At 44.1% G+C, this 15,336-nt stretch carries 12 protein-coding genes; 8 read left to right on the top strand and 4 right to left on the bottom strand.

Annotated features, from left to right (window positions below; genetic code table 11):
* Positions 1 to 172: 172 nt before the first annotated feature.
* Both swrA and minJ read left to right on the top strand, forming a co-directional pair.
* Positions 173 to 526 carry a swarming motility protein SwrAA gene (gene swrA / locus CW370_RS10665; RefSeq protein ID WP_015251121.1) on the top strand — a complete coding sequence of 118 codons (354 nt, stop codon included), beginning with the start codon at positions 173 to 175 and terminating at the stop codon, positions 524 to 526.
* Positions 527 to 604: 78 nt separating this feature from the next.
* Positions 605 to 1,798, top strand: a complete 1,194-nt coding sequence (gene minJ / locus CW370_RS10660; protein ID WP_003228042.1) for a cell division topological determinant MinJ — start codon at positions 605 to 607, stop codon at positions 1,796 to 1,798.
* Positions 1,799 to 1,845: 47 nt separating this feature from the next.
* Here minJ and CW370_RS10655 read toward each other — a convergent pair whose 3' ends face one another.
* From CW370_RS10655 to CW370_RS10645, 3 genes are all read right to left on the bottom strand, one after another.
* Positions 1,846 to 3,180, bottom strand: a complete 1,335-nt coding sequence (locus tag CW370_RS10655) for an MFS transporter (RefSeq protein ID WP_024571532.1) — start codon at positions 3,178 to 3,180, stop codon at positions 1,846 to 1,848.
* Positions 3,181 to 3,210: 30 nt separating this feature from the next.
* Positions 3,211 to 3,780 (bottom strand): TetR/AcrR family transcriptional regulator, encoded by a 570-nt coding sequence (locus CW370_RS10650; protein ID WP_017695297.1) that lies wholly within the window; start codon positions 3,778 to 3,780, stop codon positions 3,211 to 3,213.
* Between the two features lie 75 nt (positions 3,781 to 3,855).
* Positions 3,856 to 6,351: a PEP/pyruvate-binding domain-containing protein gene (locus tag CW370_RS10645; protein ID WP_029946092.1), complete on the bottom strand. Its 2,496-nt coding sequence runs from the start codon at positions 6,349 to 6,351 to the stop codon at positions 3,856 to 3,858.
* A gap of 446 nt (positions 6,352 to 6,797) precedes the next feature.
* On the opposite strand from CW370_RS10645, the gene CW370_RS10640 reads away from it, so the two are divergent.
* The 4 genes from CW370_RS10640 to hag all read left to right on the top strand — a co-directional run bounded on the left by CW370_RS10640 (position 6,798) and on the right by hag (position 13,240).
* Entirely contained in the window at positions 6,798 to 7,028 is a 231-nt protein-coding gene (locus CW370_RS10640) for a CsbA family protein (protein WP_003228053.1), read from the top strand.
* Positions 7,029 to 7,213: 185 nt separating this feature from the next.
* A complete protein-coding gene (gene uvrB / locus CW370_RS10635) occupies positions 7,214 to 9,199 on the top strand; it encodes an excinuclease ABC subunit UvrB (protein WP_024573253.1) in 1,986 nt (661 codons plus the stop codon).
* Between the two features lie 7 nt (positions 9,200 to 9,206).
* On the top strand, positions 9,207 to 12,080 hold the full coding sequence (gene uvrA / locus CW370_RS10630) for an excinuclease ABC subunit UvrA (protein WP_101169636.1): 2,874 nt from the start codon (positions 9,207 to 9,209) through the stop codon (positions 12,078 to 12,080).
* 338 nt (positions 12,081 to 12,418) lie between these two features.
* Positions 12,419 to 13,240 (top strand): flagellin Hag, encoded by an 822-nt coding sequence (gene hag / locus CW370_RS10625; protein ID WP_029318328.1) that lies wholly within the window; start codon positions 12,419 to 12,421, stop codon positions 13,238 to 13,240.
* Positions 13,241 to 13,438: 198 nt separating this feature from the next.
* Here hag and CW370_RS10620 read toward each other — a convergent pair whose 3' ends face one another.
* Entirely contained in the window at positions 13,439 to 13,669 is a 231-nt protein-coding gene (locus CW370_RS10620; RefSeq protein ID WP_024571653.1) for a hypothetical protein, read from the bottom strand.
* Positions 13,670 to 13,886: 217 nt separating this feature from the next.
* Between CW370_RS10620 and yvlA the strand changes: the two genes are divergently transcribed.
* Positions 13,887 to 14,213 (top strand): protein YvlA, encoded by a 327-nt coding sequence (yvlA, locus tag CW370_RS10615; RefSeq protein ID WP_003244375.1) that lies wholly within the window; start codon positions 13,887 to 13,889, stop codon positions 14,211 to 14,213.
* Positions 14,214 to 14,237: 24 nt separating this feature from the next.
* Entirely contained in the window at positions 14,238 to 15,335 is a 1,098-nt protein-coding gene (locus CW370_RS10610) for a DUF4097 family beta strand repeat-containing protein (RefSeq protein WP_014481027.1), read from the top strand.
* The last annotated feature ends 1 nt before the right edge of the window (position 15,336 follow it).

The following is a 15,336-nucleotide window of genomic DNA, read 5'->3' as shown; positions in this document are numbered from 1 at the left end:
TTGTTTACTTCATACAATATAAGAAGGTTCTAAAAAGAACAGTAATCAGGTTAATGGCAGCTGAACGACAGGTATTTAAAGAGTAACGTTAGCGAGAATGCTTGTTAGCACTCCAGTACTGCTGCTTATACTGGCCCGTGCTTATCTGTATAAAGAAAATGGGGGTTCACAATTGAAGAGGGCAAGTATTGTGCGTGAAAAAAAATATTATGAATTAGTGGAACAATTAAAAGACAGAACACAAGACGTAACATTTTCAGCTACAAAAGCACTAAGTCTTCTTATGCTGTTCAGCAGATATTTGGTCAATTACACCAATGTCGAATCAGTAAATGACATTAATGAGGAATGCGCCAAACATTATTTTAACTACTTAATGAAAAACCATAAGCGATTAGGAATTAATCTGACAGATATAAAAAGGTCGATGCATCTAATCAGCGGGTTATTGGATGTGGATGTAAACCACTATTTAAAGGATTTTTCACTATCGAATGTCACGCTGTGGATGACGCAAGAGAGATAAACTCTCCTGAGGATATCCAAGCCATTTAATATTTGATAGAATATGAGTAACATGTTTGGCTTGAGGCGGTGAGAGATAGTGTCTGTTCAATGGGGAATTGAACTGTTAAAAAGCGCGGGCTTGTTCTTCTTACACCCGCTTTTCTGGTTTTTTATCATCATAACCCTGGCTTTCGGCTATGTAAGAATCAAACGGGAACGAAAAACCTTTCATACAAGAATAGCAGATATTTATGATGATCTGAAATTTACATATACAAAGGGACTGATTCCAGGTCTTCTTTTGTCAGTTATTTTAGGTGGACTCGGAATATCGATTCCTCTCGGTTTACTTGCGATTATTGCCGTTATCACTGCAGCGGCAGCGTTCACTCTTCGCGCAAACTGGATGTCTGCTGCATATATCGTCAGTGTGAGTATGCTGATAGGTTTTGGACTGCAAATATATCAGGCGGAGCCCTTTCTAGAGAGATTTCCGCAAGGATTTGCAGTTGTTTGGCCGGCTGTGGCTGTGTTTCTAGGTTTGCTGATTATCACTGAAGGAGCGGTTGCTTATCGTTCTGCGCATGTGAGAACATCACCGGCACTTGTCGTAAGCAGCCGCGGTTTGCCGATCGGACAGCAGCTGGCAAACCGGGTTTGGCTTTTGCCGCTGTTCCTTCTCGTGCCCGGTAATGGTTTAGAATCGCACCTTAGCTGGTGGCCCGTGTTTACTGTTCCCGGCGGCTCATTCCATTTTCTATGGATTCCTTACTTTGTCGGATTTGGACAAAGGGTACAGGGATCGCTGCCTGAAACGAGTATAAGGATCACAGCGAAACGCGTTTGTATTCTCGGTCTTGCTGTCGCAGTTCTCGGTGCAGCGAGCTTACTGTGGACGCCGCTTGCGGGTGCAGCGGTCTGTACTGCTTTGTTAGGGCGTATTTTTCTGTCCATAAAGCAAAGAGTGAATGATAATGCGGCTCCGTTTTATTTCTCGAAAAGGGATCAGGGCTTAATGGTGCTTGGGATTATCCCCAATACGCCGGCTGAGGATCTGGAATTGAAAATCGGGGAAATCATAACGAAAGTCAATGGCATACCGGTCAAGAACGTTTCTGATTTCTATGAAGCGCTTCAGCATAACCGTGCATATGTGAAGCTTGAAATTATCGGTTTGAATGGAGAAATTCGTTTTGACCAGCGAGCTTCTTATGAAGGAGAACATCATGAATTGGGCATCCTCTTCGTAAAGGATGACCGTGAAGACGAAGCAGCCGCTTCCGGATCATAAAAGGCAGCCCGGCACCGCAGGAAGATGCGATGCCGGGCTGTTTTGTGTTACGCTGAGTTTTTTTCTATCCGTGCCGTTTCATCAGATTTGATGCCCAATGAAACAAAAACGCCGATGATGGATACAGCAAAGAGAATCATAAATAGGATGTGATATCCCGAAATCAGGCCAATTAAGGCTGATGAAATGATGCTTCCGAAATAACGGAAGGTCGAGAAAATCCCAGATGCCACTCCTGACATACCGGGGTCTACTGTGGCAAGGGATGACACCTGCATGCTGGTCAGACCGACTCCGGAAGCGAGCCCGCCAAGGATAAGAGAGAGCATGAGGAACAAGACAGAATGCGAGCTGCTTAACAGCAGAAATAATAGATTCGCACCAGCCATCATGGCAAATGAAAGAAAAATGATTTTTTTGGCTCCCCATTTGTGATGGAGCTGCGCGCCCACCCAGTTGCTGGCTGACATGAAGATCGAAAATACAGAAAGCGCCATCCCGCTGTTAGATGTATTAAGCCCAAATTGGTTCGTCATAAATAACGGCATAATCAATAAGACGGCATACATCATCAAATTGCTTAACAAGACTGATAGATTCGCATTTGTAAAGGTTGAGCTTTTAAACAGTGCAAAGTCAATGATGGGGTGCTGGGTACGTTTTTCTCTTCTGAAAAAAAGCGGAACAAAAAGAAGTATCAATACACTGTATACAGTATATCCCCATGGAGCCTCATTTTTCGTCAGCAGGATAATTGAAACGATGCTGCCTGCAAGCAAGAGAGAGCCGATGATATCCAGCGGCGCGTCAGATTTATTTTCTTTATATTGAGGAAACATCGTTAATGCCGTAAATAAAGCAATGGCGAGGAACGGGATGTTGACCCAAAAAATCGAATGCCAGCTGAAGCTGTCAATCAGTATAGAGCCGATAAAAGGCCCGAGTGCTGCACCAAGTCCCGCGCCCAGTCCGAAAAATCCAAACACTTTCGGTAGGCGTTTTTCAGAAACAACATGCCGGATAATGGCAATGCTGTTTGGCGTAAGCAATGCCCCGCCGACAGCCTGCAATGCCCGAAAGACAATTAACAGGAGCAGACTCGGTGAAAGGGCGCAGCCTAGAGATGCGATTAGAAAAAGGCCGACTCCCCATAAGTACATTGTTTTATTGCCGTACATGTCACCGAGCTTTCCTGCAATCGGCTGTGTGACTGCCATCACGATTAAATAAACGGTAACCACCCAAGTGATGCTTGCGATGGACTCGTTATACGTATGGGAAATAGATGAGAGCGCGACCGCGATCATCGTTGAGTTAATGGGAACCAGAATGGCCCCCAATAATAGCGAGACGATCAGCGCCCATTCTTTTCTTGAGCTCATTGGGATCCTCCTTTTTATTATGCCAAGGAGTTAATCAGCAGAAATTCCTTTGACAAATAGAGCTGTGCTGTGCTCCAGCATTTTTTCCTGGGGCATTGATATGACCCGGTCTCCTAAGTGGAGACGGTGAATGAAATAACCGAAGATAATCGACATGAACACGTCGGAATTCTCCGCTTCATTTCCTGTCTGAATAACCCCTTTCTCACCCATCGTTTTGAGATAATCAACCAATAGCTGTTTCATAGATTGGGGATATTCAGTGACGTGGTTAATGACATCCTGAAACATGGCCGGTTCACGAAAGCTGATTTTAATGATATCTTTTCTATGTTCGAGCTCCTCCAAGAGACAGGTTCCGATATGAAGCAGGTCTTTGTACAAATCCCCTTCTGTTTGTTCCAAAATGCTGCCTCTGTTTGAAGAATGCTGAGAAAGCAAAGCCTCAACTAGTCCTTGTTTGTTTTTAAAGTTCCTGAAAATCGTCGCTTCACTTACATTTGCTTTTTCTGCAATTTCTTTTGTAGTTGTTGCACGATATCCTTTTTTGACGAGCAGCTGCATGGCAGCGTCAAGGATTCTCTTGTTTGTCGGTCTCAATACGTTTCACCTCACGAATATACTGGCAGGACAAGTATACACCCGCCCCGCTTGTATAAGAAAGAGGGGGACGCATCAGGACCGGCTGACAACTGTGATTTTGCCGCTGCTTCCGTCAACAGTGATGATGTCACCGTCTCGCAGTCTTTCGGTTGCCGTGCGTGTGCCGAGAACGGCTGGAATGCCGTATTCACGGGCAATAATCGCAGCATGAGACAAAATGCCGCCTGTGTCTGTAATTATCGCTTTGGCGTCTTGAAACAGGCTGGTCCATAGCGGTGTGGTCATCTTGCAAACGAGTACGTCCCCAGGCGCGAATTGAGAAAATTCATTGGCGTCCCGAATGATTTTCACCGGACCTGTCGCAATGCCGCTTGATGCCGCAATGCCAAAAATATGATTCTCTGTGTTTTTTTCATCCTCTATCACAGCGCCGACAATTTCTTCAGCTGCTTTGAGCTGTTCTTTTGTCGGGGTGCCGAGGTAGGCCGGGGCTTGGGCCAGCTCATACTCATGAAAAATCTGTCTGCGTTTTTCAGCCTTTTCTTGCAGGGATACAGGGTGAAGAAGCGCTTGTTCCACTTCGTCATCATATAAGAACCAAAGGTCCTCCCGATCTTGAATGACACCGTTTTCCGCCAGCAATTCACCTATCTTCAGCAGAAAGATTCTCGCCTTGGCATCCAGCATGGCGTCAATATAAAAGTGGTGATCATCTTTTATATTTGCAGAGTTCAGTGTCCATTGATAATAGCGATCAAATTCGGTGCGCAAACCGGGATCTTCTATGCTTTCCAAGAATTCATTGTATAATTTCTCTCGTTTTTCTTTCGTTTTCTGAAATTCATTGTCAAAATGATAGCCATTACGGACATAATTTTGAATATTGGCCAGAGCGAAATACGGATTTTCCACCCAGATTTGTTCAATCAGATCATGACTTTTAACAGATCTCCATCCGTATTCTTGCAAGAATTCATGGACGTTCTTCAGGAAGTGTCTTCCCTCATCTGTTTGTTCCAATTTCTTCTGGAGCTGTTCAGGCTTGTTGTTTTCAAAAATGGCCAGAAGGTTCGGGTTCTCCTGAACTTCCACAGAAAATAGCCATAAGCAACGGTCCGTTTCCAGTGATTTGTTCATTTTTCCTGTCAGCATCTCGTAAAAATGAGCGTTTTCGGACTCTCCTTGAATGTCCTGATACATCGCTTGCAGTTTGTTTGTTAAAAGGATTTGCGGGAAAACGATATTGAAGTGCTCTTCATAAGCCGTGAGATAAAAGGCCTTTAGTTTTTGAAAAGCATCCAGTGCGCTTTCTGCGGTATGCTCAGTTTGTGCGAGCTGGTCCAGTGTCCGGTAAAAAGGGAGGTATGTGTGATTAATGATGTCATACATATGCTCCGATAAAATCGGGAAAAGCTCTTTGCCGCAGTCTTCAGACGGAGGCTGCTGTCCGCCTTGGTTTTTGGAATAAATATGTCCGCGATAAAGTTTTACTTCATCAACAACTACACCAATCGGAAACTTTTGCATGCTCTTCTTCAAGCCATATTCCAACGCCGGCACGATGAAGGATGAAAATAACGGACTCACCGGACCTTCAATATTAGACTCCATGTTAAGCCAGAAATCATTCATATCAGTGTCGGTAATCATGAAGCTGCGTTTTTCTTCTGCCGCTTTTTTGTCCTGATCAATGGTTGTAATCGGACGAGCTTGCAGAAGGTATATTTGATGATCAGCAATTCCAAATTCTATATCGACAGGATATCCGTACAGGTCTTCGGTTTTTTTTGTGATTTCAGCCAATTCAATCACTTGTTCATCTGTAAGGCAAAAACGGCTGCGCATGTCTTCACTCGTTTCTTTTTCAGCAATTCCTTCTGCCGCAGACTCCATGTAGATTTCCTTTGCACCTATTTCTTTCTGAATCTCAAACGAAGATTTATTAACAATGAACGTGTCTGGGGTAACACTTCCTGAAACAACAGCTTCACCCAGCCCATAGCTGGCGCTTATTAAAAGCTCTCTATCATCATGGGTAACAGGATTGCGGCTGAAGATAACACCTGACATTTCTGAATCGATCAGCCCCTGAACGACTATTCCCATTAACGGCTCTGCGATTTGATTGTTCATTTTTTTCTTATAGCTGCTGACCCGCCCAGAAAAAAATGAGGCCCAGCATTCTTTCACTTTAGCCAGAAATTCTTCCTCTGTTTTGATATTTAAGTAGGTTTCATATTGACCCGCGAATGAGGCGCCTTCTAAATCTTCCGAGGCAGACGAAGAACGCACGGCTACGGATCGATATGATTCTCTAAGCTTATAAAAGGAACTAGTCAGCTCATCTTTCAGCTCATCCGAAAATGTTCCGGAAATGATCCCGCTTTCGACGTTTTCACTAGTCTCTTGAAGCTGGTTGTCCTCCATAAAACGTGCGAGCGCATTCGTTTGAATAATAAACCCGTCCGGAACAGGAAGACCGTGTTTGGTCAATTTAATCAAATTCATTCCTTTTGCTCCAGCCAGCTGGCTGGACTCTTCTGCCTGGCGAAATAAAACAGAATACATATTTGAAACCCCTCTTTTCTTCATTCATTTTGTTTTTCTCTCTAGTCTTTTTATTGCGGAGCCTGTGTTTAAAAAAATGATAGTAAACACTATCATTCAATTGTAGGTTTTCAGGAAAATGCTGTCAAACGCAGAAAGTCCTAAATAAAATGAATAGTTAAGTTAGTTAGATTATCATGAAAAATGCGGCCGTACTGGTACTGTATGCCTATTTTCTTTTATTCTCAGAATCTGGCGGCGGACTTGATGATGTAATAAAAAAAGTGCCGCTGATTAGAACAGCGGCATTATGGAATAAGTTTTGACCGGTACCAAAATGCAAATATGGTGATTGATTTTGGCTGAAAAGGGGTATGGTGTAGTAGAGGGAGCGAATGCACGATTGTCCGATTCTTCATTTTTTACTATAATCAGATCAGATGAAGAATCCCTGAGGAGGGTTTTTGTTGATTACAAAAGCCGTTTTTGCATTGTTTTTCCCTTTTATGCTTGTTGTTTTATTTACTAGAGTCACCTTTAATCATTATGTGGCGATCGCTTTAACAGCTGCATTGCTGTTTGCCTCTTATTTAAAAGGCTATACAGAAACGTATTTTATTGTAGGATTGGATGTTGTGTCTCTTGTGGCTGGCGGACTGTATATGGCCAAAAAAGCTGCAGAGAAAAAAGAAGAATAAATCGGACATAATGAATATAAAGACTGAATACCTGCTTTTACGTTTTAAAAGCAGGTTTTTTATACACAAAAACAGCTGGAAATAAAAAACCACCGAACTTTAGTTCGTATTTTTAGTGATTTTGCTTTCCATTGTGTTACTATATCTATAGGAAGATTTCGTTAAAGAAACGGAGGCTTATTTTTGTGAAAGATCGCTTTGAGTTAGTCTCGAAATATCAGCCCCAGGGAGATCAGCCGAAAGCCATTGAAAAGCTTGTGAAAGGAATTCAGGAGGGCAAGAAGCATCAGACTCTGCTGGGTGCAACAGGAACTGGGAAAACATTTACGGTGTCCAATTTGATTAAAGAAGTCAATAAGCCGACTCTCGTGATTGCCCATAACAAAACCCTTGCTGGACAGCTTTACAGTGAGTTCAAGGAATTTTTTCCGAACAATGCTGTCGAGTATTTTGTCAGCTACTATGATTATTATCAGCCGGAGGCGTATGTGCCTCAAACGGATACATTTATAGAGAAAGACGCTAGTATTAATGATGAAATTGATAAACTGAGACACTCCGCCACATCAGCTTTGTTTGAGCGCAGAGATGTCATTATTATTGCGAGTGTGTCTTGTATATACGGCCTCGGTTCGCCTGAGGAATACCGGGAAATGGTCGTGTCACTGCGGAGTGAAATGGAAATTGAGCGCAACGAGCTGCTCAGAAAACTTGTAGACATCCAATATGCCCGCAACGATATCGACTTTCAGCGCGGTACATTTCGTGTGCGCGGGGATGTAGTGGAAATCTTTCCGGCATCCCGTGATGAGCATTGTGTCAGAGTTGAATTTTTCGGTGACGAAATCGAACGGATTCGGGAAGTAGATGCGCTGACAGGAGAAATTCTCGGCGACCGAGATCATGTTGCGATTTTCCCGGCATCCCACTTCGTAACGCGGGCCGAGAAAATGGAGAAGGCGATTCAAAATATCGAGAAGGAGCTTGAGGAGCAGCTGAAGGTCATGCATGAAAACGGAAAGCTCCTTGAAGCGCAGCGTTTAGAGCAGCGGACAAGATATGATCTTGAAATGATGCGTGAAATGGGTTTCTGCTCCGGCATCGAGAACTATTCAAGACATTTGACTCTGCGGCCTCCAGGTTCAACGCCGTATACGCTTCTTGATTATTTCCCAGACGATTTTATGATCGTGGTGGATGAGTCGCATGTGACAATTCCTCAGGTGCGCGGCATGTTTAACGGAGACCAGGCGCGGAAACAGGTGCTCGTGGATCACGGCTTCCGGCTTCCATCAGCGCTTGATAACCGTCCGCTTCGTTTTGAGGAATTTGAAAAGCATATGCACAATATCGTGTATGTATCAGCAACACCAGGGCCGTACGAGATTGAACATACAGATGAAATGGTCGAACAGATCATTCGTCCGACGGGGCTTCTTGACCCGCTTATTGACGTCCGTCCAATCGAAGGTCAGATTGACGACTTGATCGGCGAAATTCAAGCAAGAATCGAGCGGAATGAACGGGTGCTTGTGACAACTTTGACGAAGAAGATGTCAGAGGATCTGACCGATTATTTAAAGGAAATCGGCATTAAAGTAAACTATCTGCATTCTGAGATCAAGACGCTTGAACGGATTGAAATTATCCGCGACCTGCGCCTTGGCAAGTACGATGTGCTTGTCGGCATCAACCTGCTGAGGGAAGGTTTGGACATTCCCGAAGTATCCCTTGTTGCGATTTTGGATGCGGATAAGGAAGGTTTCCTTCGTTCGGAGCGGTCGCTGATCCAGACCATCGGACGGGCAGCGAGAAATGCGGAAGGCCGCGTCATTATGTACGCCGATAAAATAACGAAGTCTATGGAAATTGCGATTAATGAAACAAAACGCCGCCGCGAGCAGCAGGAGCGGTTTAACGAAGAGCACGGCATTACGCCGAAAACGATAAATAAAGAAATTCGCGATGTCATTCGTGCCACAGTAGCAGCTGAGGATAAAGCGGAATACAAAACAAAAGCCGCGCCGAAGCTGTCGAAAATGACGAAGAAAGAACGCCAGAAAGTCGTTGAACAGATGGAGCATGAAATGAAGGAAGCCGCCAAGGCGCTTGACTTTGAGAGAGCCGCGGAGCTTCGCGATTTACTTTTAGAGCTAAAAGCGGAAGGATGATGAACAAATGGCTATGGATCGGATAGAGGTGAAGGGAGCCAGGGCGCATAACCTGAAAAATATAGATGTAACGATTCCGAGAGATCAGCTTGTCGTTGTCACGGGTTTGTCCGGATCAGGTAAATCCTCCCTTGCCTTTGACACGATATATGCTGAAGGACAGAGACGGTATGTCGAGTCGCTGTCTGCCTATGCCCGCCAGTTTTTAGGGCAAATGGATAAGCCGGATGTGGATGCAATTGAGGGGCTCTCTCCCGCCATCAGCATTGATCAGAAAACAACGAGCCGCAATCCGAGGTCTACTGTCGGTACGGTAACTGAGATTTATGATTATCTGCGTCTTTTATATGCGAGAGTAGGGAAGCCTCATTGTCCGGAACACGGAATTGAGATTACATCCCAGACCATCGAGCAAATGGTGGACAGAATTCTGGAATACCCGGAACGGACGAAGCTTCAGGTGCTGGCGCCGATTGTCTCGGGCCGAAAAGGCGCTCATGTCAAAGTGCTTGAACAGATTAGGAAACAAGGCTATGTCAGAGTCAGAATTGACGGCGAGATGGCTGAGCTTTCCGACGATATCGAATTAGAAAAGAACAAGAAGCATTCCATTGAGGTAGTCATTGACCGGATTGTCGTGAAAGAAGGCGTGGCAGCCCGGCTGTCAGATTCATTGGAAACGGCGCTTCGTTTAGGTGAAGGACGGGTTATGATCGATGTCATCGGTGAGGAAGAGCTGATGTTCAGCGAGCATCATGCCTGTCCGCACTGCGGATTTTCAATTGGTGAACTTGAGCCGCGTCTGTTTTCGTTTAACAGTCCGTTCGGGGCGTGTCCGACGTGTGACGGTCTCGGAATGAAGCTTGAAGTGGATGCCGATCTTGTCATCCCCAATCAAGATTTGTCATTGAAGGAGAATGCGGTCGCCCCTTGGACACCGATCAGCTCACAATATTATCCTCAGCTGCTTGAGGCAGTCTGCACCCACTACGGGATTGATATGGATGTGCCGGTCAAAGATTTGCCGAAGCATCAACTGGATAAAGTGTTGTACGGCAGCGGGGATGACCTGATTTATTTCCGATATGAAAATGATTTTGGACAAATACGCGAAGGTGAAATTCAATTTGAAGGCGTATTGCGCAACATTGAAAGACGCTATAAGGAGACAGGCTCTGATTTCATCCGTGAGCAAATGGAGCAGTATATGTCTCAGAAGTCTTGTCCGACGTGCAAAGGCTATCGGTTAAAGAAAGAGGCGCTTGCCGTACTGATTGACGGCCGCCACATTGGAAAAATTACCGAGCTGTCTGTCGCCGACACACTTGCCTTCTTTAAAGACCTTACCCTTTCTGAGAAGGATATGCAGATCGCCAATTTGATTTTGCGCGAAATTGTGGAGCGCTTAAGCTTTCTGGACAAAGTCGGCCTCGATTACCTGACATTGAGCAGGGCAGCGGGTACATTGTCAGGGGGAGAGGCGCAGCGCATCAGGCTGGCGACTCAAATTGGCTCGCGCTTATCCGGTGTGCTTTATATTTTAGATGAGCCGTCTATCGGTCTGCATCAGCGTGATAACGACCGCTTGATCAGCGCTCTGAAAAATATGAGAGACCTCGGGAACACGCTGATTGTTGTCGAACATGATGAGGACACGATGATGGCAGCAGATTATTTAATAGATATTGGACCGGGAGCCGGCATTCACGGCGGACAGGTGATATCTGCGGGTACGCCGGAAGAAGTGATGGAAGATCCAAACTCATTAACGGGCAGCTATTTATCAGGGAAAAAGTTTATCCCATTGCCTCCTGAAAGAAGAAAGCCGGACGGACGTTACATTGAAATTAAAGGTGCTTCAGAAAACAACCTGAAAAAAGTGAATGCCAAGTTCCCGCTTGGGACGTTTACAGCAGTTACAGGTGTTTCCGGTTCAGGAAAGAGTACACTCGTTAATGAAATTTTGCATAAGGCGCTGGCGCAAAAGCTTCATAAAGCGAAAGCGAAGCCTGGCAGCCATAAAGAGATTAAAGGTTTGGATCATTTAGACAAAGTCATTGACATTGACCAGGCGCCAATTGGAAGAACGCCGAGATCCAACCCTGCGACATACACCGGTGTATTTGATGACATTCGTGATGTATTCGCGCAGACAAATGAAGCGAAGGTCCGCGGCTATAAAAAAGGCCGTTTCAGCTTCAACGTGAAGGGCGGACGATGTGAAGCCTGCCGCGGAGACGGGATTATTAAAATTGAAATGCACTTCCTTCCTGACGTATACGTTCCATGCGAGGTGTGTCACGGCAAACGCTATAACCGTGAAACGCTTGAAGTGACGTACAAAGGAAAAAGCATCTCTGATGTGCTTGATATGACGGTTGAAGATGCTCTTTCTTTCTTTGAAAATATCCCGAAAATCAAACGCAAGCTCCAAACCCTTTATGATGTTGGTTTAGGTTATATTACGCTCGGCCAGCCGGCGACGACCTTGTCAGGCGGAGAAGCGCAGCGCGTGAAGCTCGCGTCAGAGCTGCACAAACGCTCGACCGGACGCACGCTCTACATTTTAGATGAGCCAACGACAGGTTTGCATGTCGACGATATCGCCAGGCTTCTTGTCGTGCTGCAACGGTTGGTAGACAACGGAGACACTGTACTTGTTATTGAGCACAACCTTGATATCATTAAGACAGCCGATTACATTGTGGATTTGGGCCCGGAAGGCGGAGCCGGGGGCGGAACCATTGTCGCGTCAGGAACGCCTGAGGAAATCACTGAAGTGGAAGAATCATATACAGGCCGTTATTTGAAGCCTGTTATCGAACGTGACAAAACACGCATGAAATCGCTCTTGAAAGCGAAAGAAACAGCTACATCTTAAAACCCTCTGTTAAGAGGGGACAGCTTGTCAGCAAGTCCATCCTAGGGCTTAGCAGGCAAGCTTTTTCTTTACGGCATAATAGGTTTAGAATCGTCTTTGGGTAAAATTTCTTTGGGAAAACGCCTAAACATTTACAAATTGCTGTCGATATATGAATTGAAAGGCGGATGATGATTTCCAAATTAAGCAGACAAACCCTATTAAGGGGCTTAAAGGCATCCTTAATCAATAACTGAATTTACATAGGTTAGAAGCTTTATTGGAATCTGATACGCCAGAAATCAAAGAAAAGGAAGTCTTTGATTTCAAAAACATATACACATGGAGGTATTTTTCACATGAGAATCAACCACAATATTGCAGCGCTTAACACATTAAACCGTTTGTCTTCAAACAACAGCGCGAGCTCAAAAAACATGGAGAAACTTTCTTCAGGTCTTCGCATCAACCGTGCGGGAGATGACGCAGCGGGTCTTGCGATTTCTGAAAAAATGAGAGGACAAATCAGAGGTCTTGAAATGGCTTCTAAAAACTCTCAAGACGGAATTTCTCTTATCCAAACAGCTGAGGGTGCATTGACTGAAACCCATGCAATCCTTCAACGTATGCGTGAACTTACTGTTCAAGCAGGAAACACAGGTACACAGCAAACTGAAGATTTAACTGCAATTAAAGATGAAATGGATGCTTTAACTGAAGAGATCGATGGAATTTCTCAACGTACTGAATTTAACGGAAAAAAACTTTTAGACGGTAGTGAAACAGCAGGATTTACATTCCAAATTGGTGCAAATGCTGGCCAAAATATTAATGTTACAATTGGCAACATGGATGCAACAACTTTAGGAGTAAAAGGTATCGATGTTTCAGCAGATGATTTTAGTTTTGACACTGAGATTGTTAAAATCGATAGTGCAATTACAAGTGTTTCAAACCAACGTGCTAAACTTGGTGCGGTACAAAACCGTCTAGAGCACACAATCAACAACCTTGGTGCTTCTTCTGAAAACTTGACAGCTGCTGAGTCTCGTATCCGTGACGTTGACATGGCGAAAGAAATGAGCGATTTCACAAAGAACAACATTCTTTCTCAAGCTTCTCAAGCGATGCTTGCTCAAGCAAACCAACAGCCGCAAAACGTGCTTCAATTGTTACGTTAATTTTGAACGGCTATCTCTTTCTGATAGTTACAGCTTGCCGACAGAGTCCATTAATTGGATGTGCCGGCAGGCTTTTTTTGTTACAATCATTTTGTGACAGCCAGGGAATCACTTGTTTTTTCAAAACAAAAAAGGCAAGATATTGTCATCTAACCTTTAGCTTTGTTTCAGTTATAATGAATGATATGTTTTCCGCAATTACAAAGTCTTCTTATACAGCTGCTTACTTACACTCATTAAATCTTGAACAATATGCGTGTTGCTGCTGTCGAGCAGCACTTTTATATATTGGATATCGTGAGAGATCGGGAAGGGTCCGTGAATCTGCTCAAGCTCGGCGATCATTTCACGATTCATTCTTTTTTGTTCAAGAATCAGCTTTAACACTGATTCTTGTGTTACTGTATAGTCACTGGGATCTTTCTCCATTGCTTGTCCAGCCTCCTTGGTTGCCGTAAGCTTTTTACATATTGTAATCGGTATAGCCGGAAGATTCTACTTCTAAAACTTTTTAAAATCCAATTTCCGTAAATCGGAGCATGTCTAAAGAATGAATTTGAAACCTGAAGAGATTTTAAACGTATAAATAAGTAAAACGTCCCTGATCTTTTGTCATGGACAATTCACAATAGGAGTGTGGAATGAATTGAACCGTAATCAAGCTATTATTGCATCACTTTGTTATTTCAGTGTGTTTATTGCGCCAATCATTGTGCCGATTGTCGCTTATTTTGTTGTAAATGAGAAAGAAACAAAACGCCATGCGATACGCTCTCTTATTTCTCACATAGTTCCGTTTGTCGGCTGGCTGTTCCTTTTTATTGCTTTACTTGGCGGAGCCGTTGCGATTGATGGAGACAGCTTGCTTCCTGTATTTGTAATCATTGGGGGAGCGGTTATTTATTTCTTGGTTGTCATTGGCATTATCATTTGGAATGTGATTCAGGGCATTAAGGTCCTGCGTGCAGCATAAGTAGACAATGGGGAGGAGATCGTAATGATGCAAGAAAAGGAACGAATCCTTAAGCTTGTTGAGGAAGGAAAGCTTACAGCACAAGAAGCTTTGACACTGATTGAAAAGCTTGACAGCGACTACAAGGAAAAAGAAGAGAAAATCACAGCGCTCTCAGTTCACGTTCATGACGAGGAAGAGCCATTTACAACGGCAAAAAAAGAAAGCGGCAAGCCGTCTTTAGGAGCCAAGCTGTTTGACTGGATTGATTCTGCTGTGAAAAAGGTCAAGGAAGTTGACCTTGATTTAAACTTTGGCCATGCGTATGATGTTCAGCACATTTTTCAATTTAAAGATACTGACTTTTCCAGTGTTGAGCTGCAAATTGCCAATGGCAGCGTGAATATCGTCCCTTGGGAAGATGACGATATCAGAGCGGAATGCCAGGCGAAGGTATATCGCGCTGATAGCCAGGATGCGGCGAGACACGCATTTCTTCAGCATATTGAATGTGAAATCAAAGGAAATAAATTTTTTATCCGTACTGAGAAAAAGACGATGAAAACGAATGTCACTTTGTATATTCCTCAGAAGGAGTATGATAAGATTCGAGTGAAGCTGTTTAACGGTCCGGTCAGAGGGGAACATTTACATGTAAAAGAGTTCTCAGCGAAAACGACAAACGGCGTGCTGTCGTTCTCGCACTTAACAGCCGAAAAAGCCATAGCTGAAACGGCCAACGGGCAAATTAAACTCGCCAGCCACAGCTGCGGAACGATAGAAGCGGAAACCATTAACGGATTGATCGATCTCCGAGGGAAAAGCGAATCCATTGACGTTCAAAGCTTTAACGGAAATATTGCGATTAACGTAACAGAATCAGACTGCCGCTCCATTTATGCAAAAACAACGACTGGAAGTGTGGAGCTTGCGATTCCGGACGATCTCGCAGTCAAGGCAGAGCTGAAAAGCAATCTTGGTTCGCTGTCCCATGAATTAATGGATGTTGAGATGCTGAAGGAAAAAAATGATACCATTCAAAAAGAAATGATGTTCACTTCAAATCAGGCACATGATCAAAACATCACCGTCTTCTCAGAATCACTAACAGGCGCCATCAAACTAAAGTACTCACAGAGGTGAT

This window comes from Bacillus sp. SN32, assembly GCF_002837495.1.
GTDB lineage: Bacteria > Bacillota > Bacilli > Bacillales > Bacillaceae > Bacillus > Bacillus subtilis.
Note: the sequence above shows the minus strand (reverse complement) of the source record. Positions and strands in the feature narration are given on the sequence as shown.

What these genes read in the sequence shown, in the direction of transcription:
- hag (WP_029318328.1), top strand. Translation starts at nt 12,419, where the DNA reads ATGAGAATCAACCACAATATTGCAGCGCTTAACACATTAAACCGTTTG.
- uvrA (WP_101169636.1), top strand. Translation starts at nt 9,207, where the DNA reads ATGGCTATGGATCGGATAGAGGTGAAGGGAGCCAGGGCGCATAACCTG.
- CW370_RS10655 (WP_024571532.1), bottom strand. Translation starts at nt 3,180, where the DNA reads ATGAGCTCAAGAAAAGAATGGGCGCTGATCGTCTCGCTATTATTGGGG.
- CW370_RS10610 (WP_014481027.1), top strand. Translation starts at nt 14,238, where the DNA reads ATGATGCAAGAAAAGGAACGAATCCTTAAGCTTGTTGAGGAAGGAAAG.
- CW370_RS10620 (WP_024571653.1), bottom strand. Translation starts at nt 13,669, where the DNA reads ATGGAGAAAGATCCCAGTGACTATACAGTAACACAAGAATCAGTGTTA.
- CW370_RS10645 (WP_029946092.1), bottom strand. Translation starts at nt 6,351, where the DNA reads ATGTATTCTGTTTTATTTCGCCAGGCAGAAGAGTCCAGCCAGCTGGCT.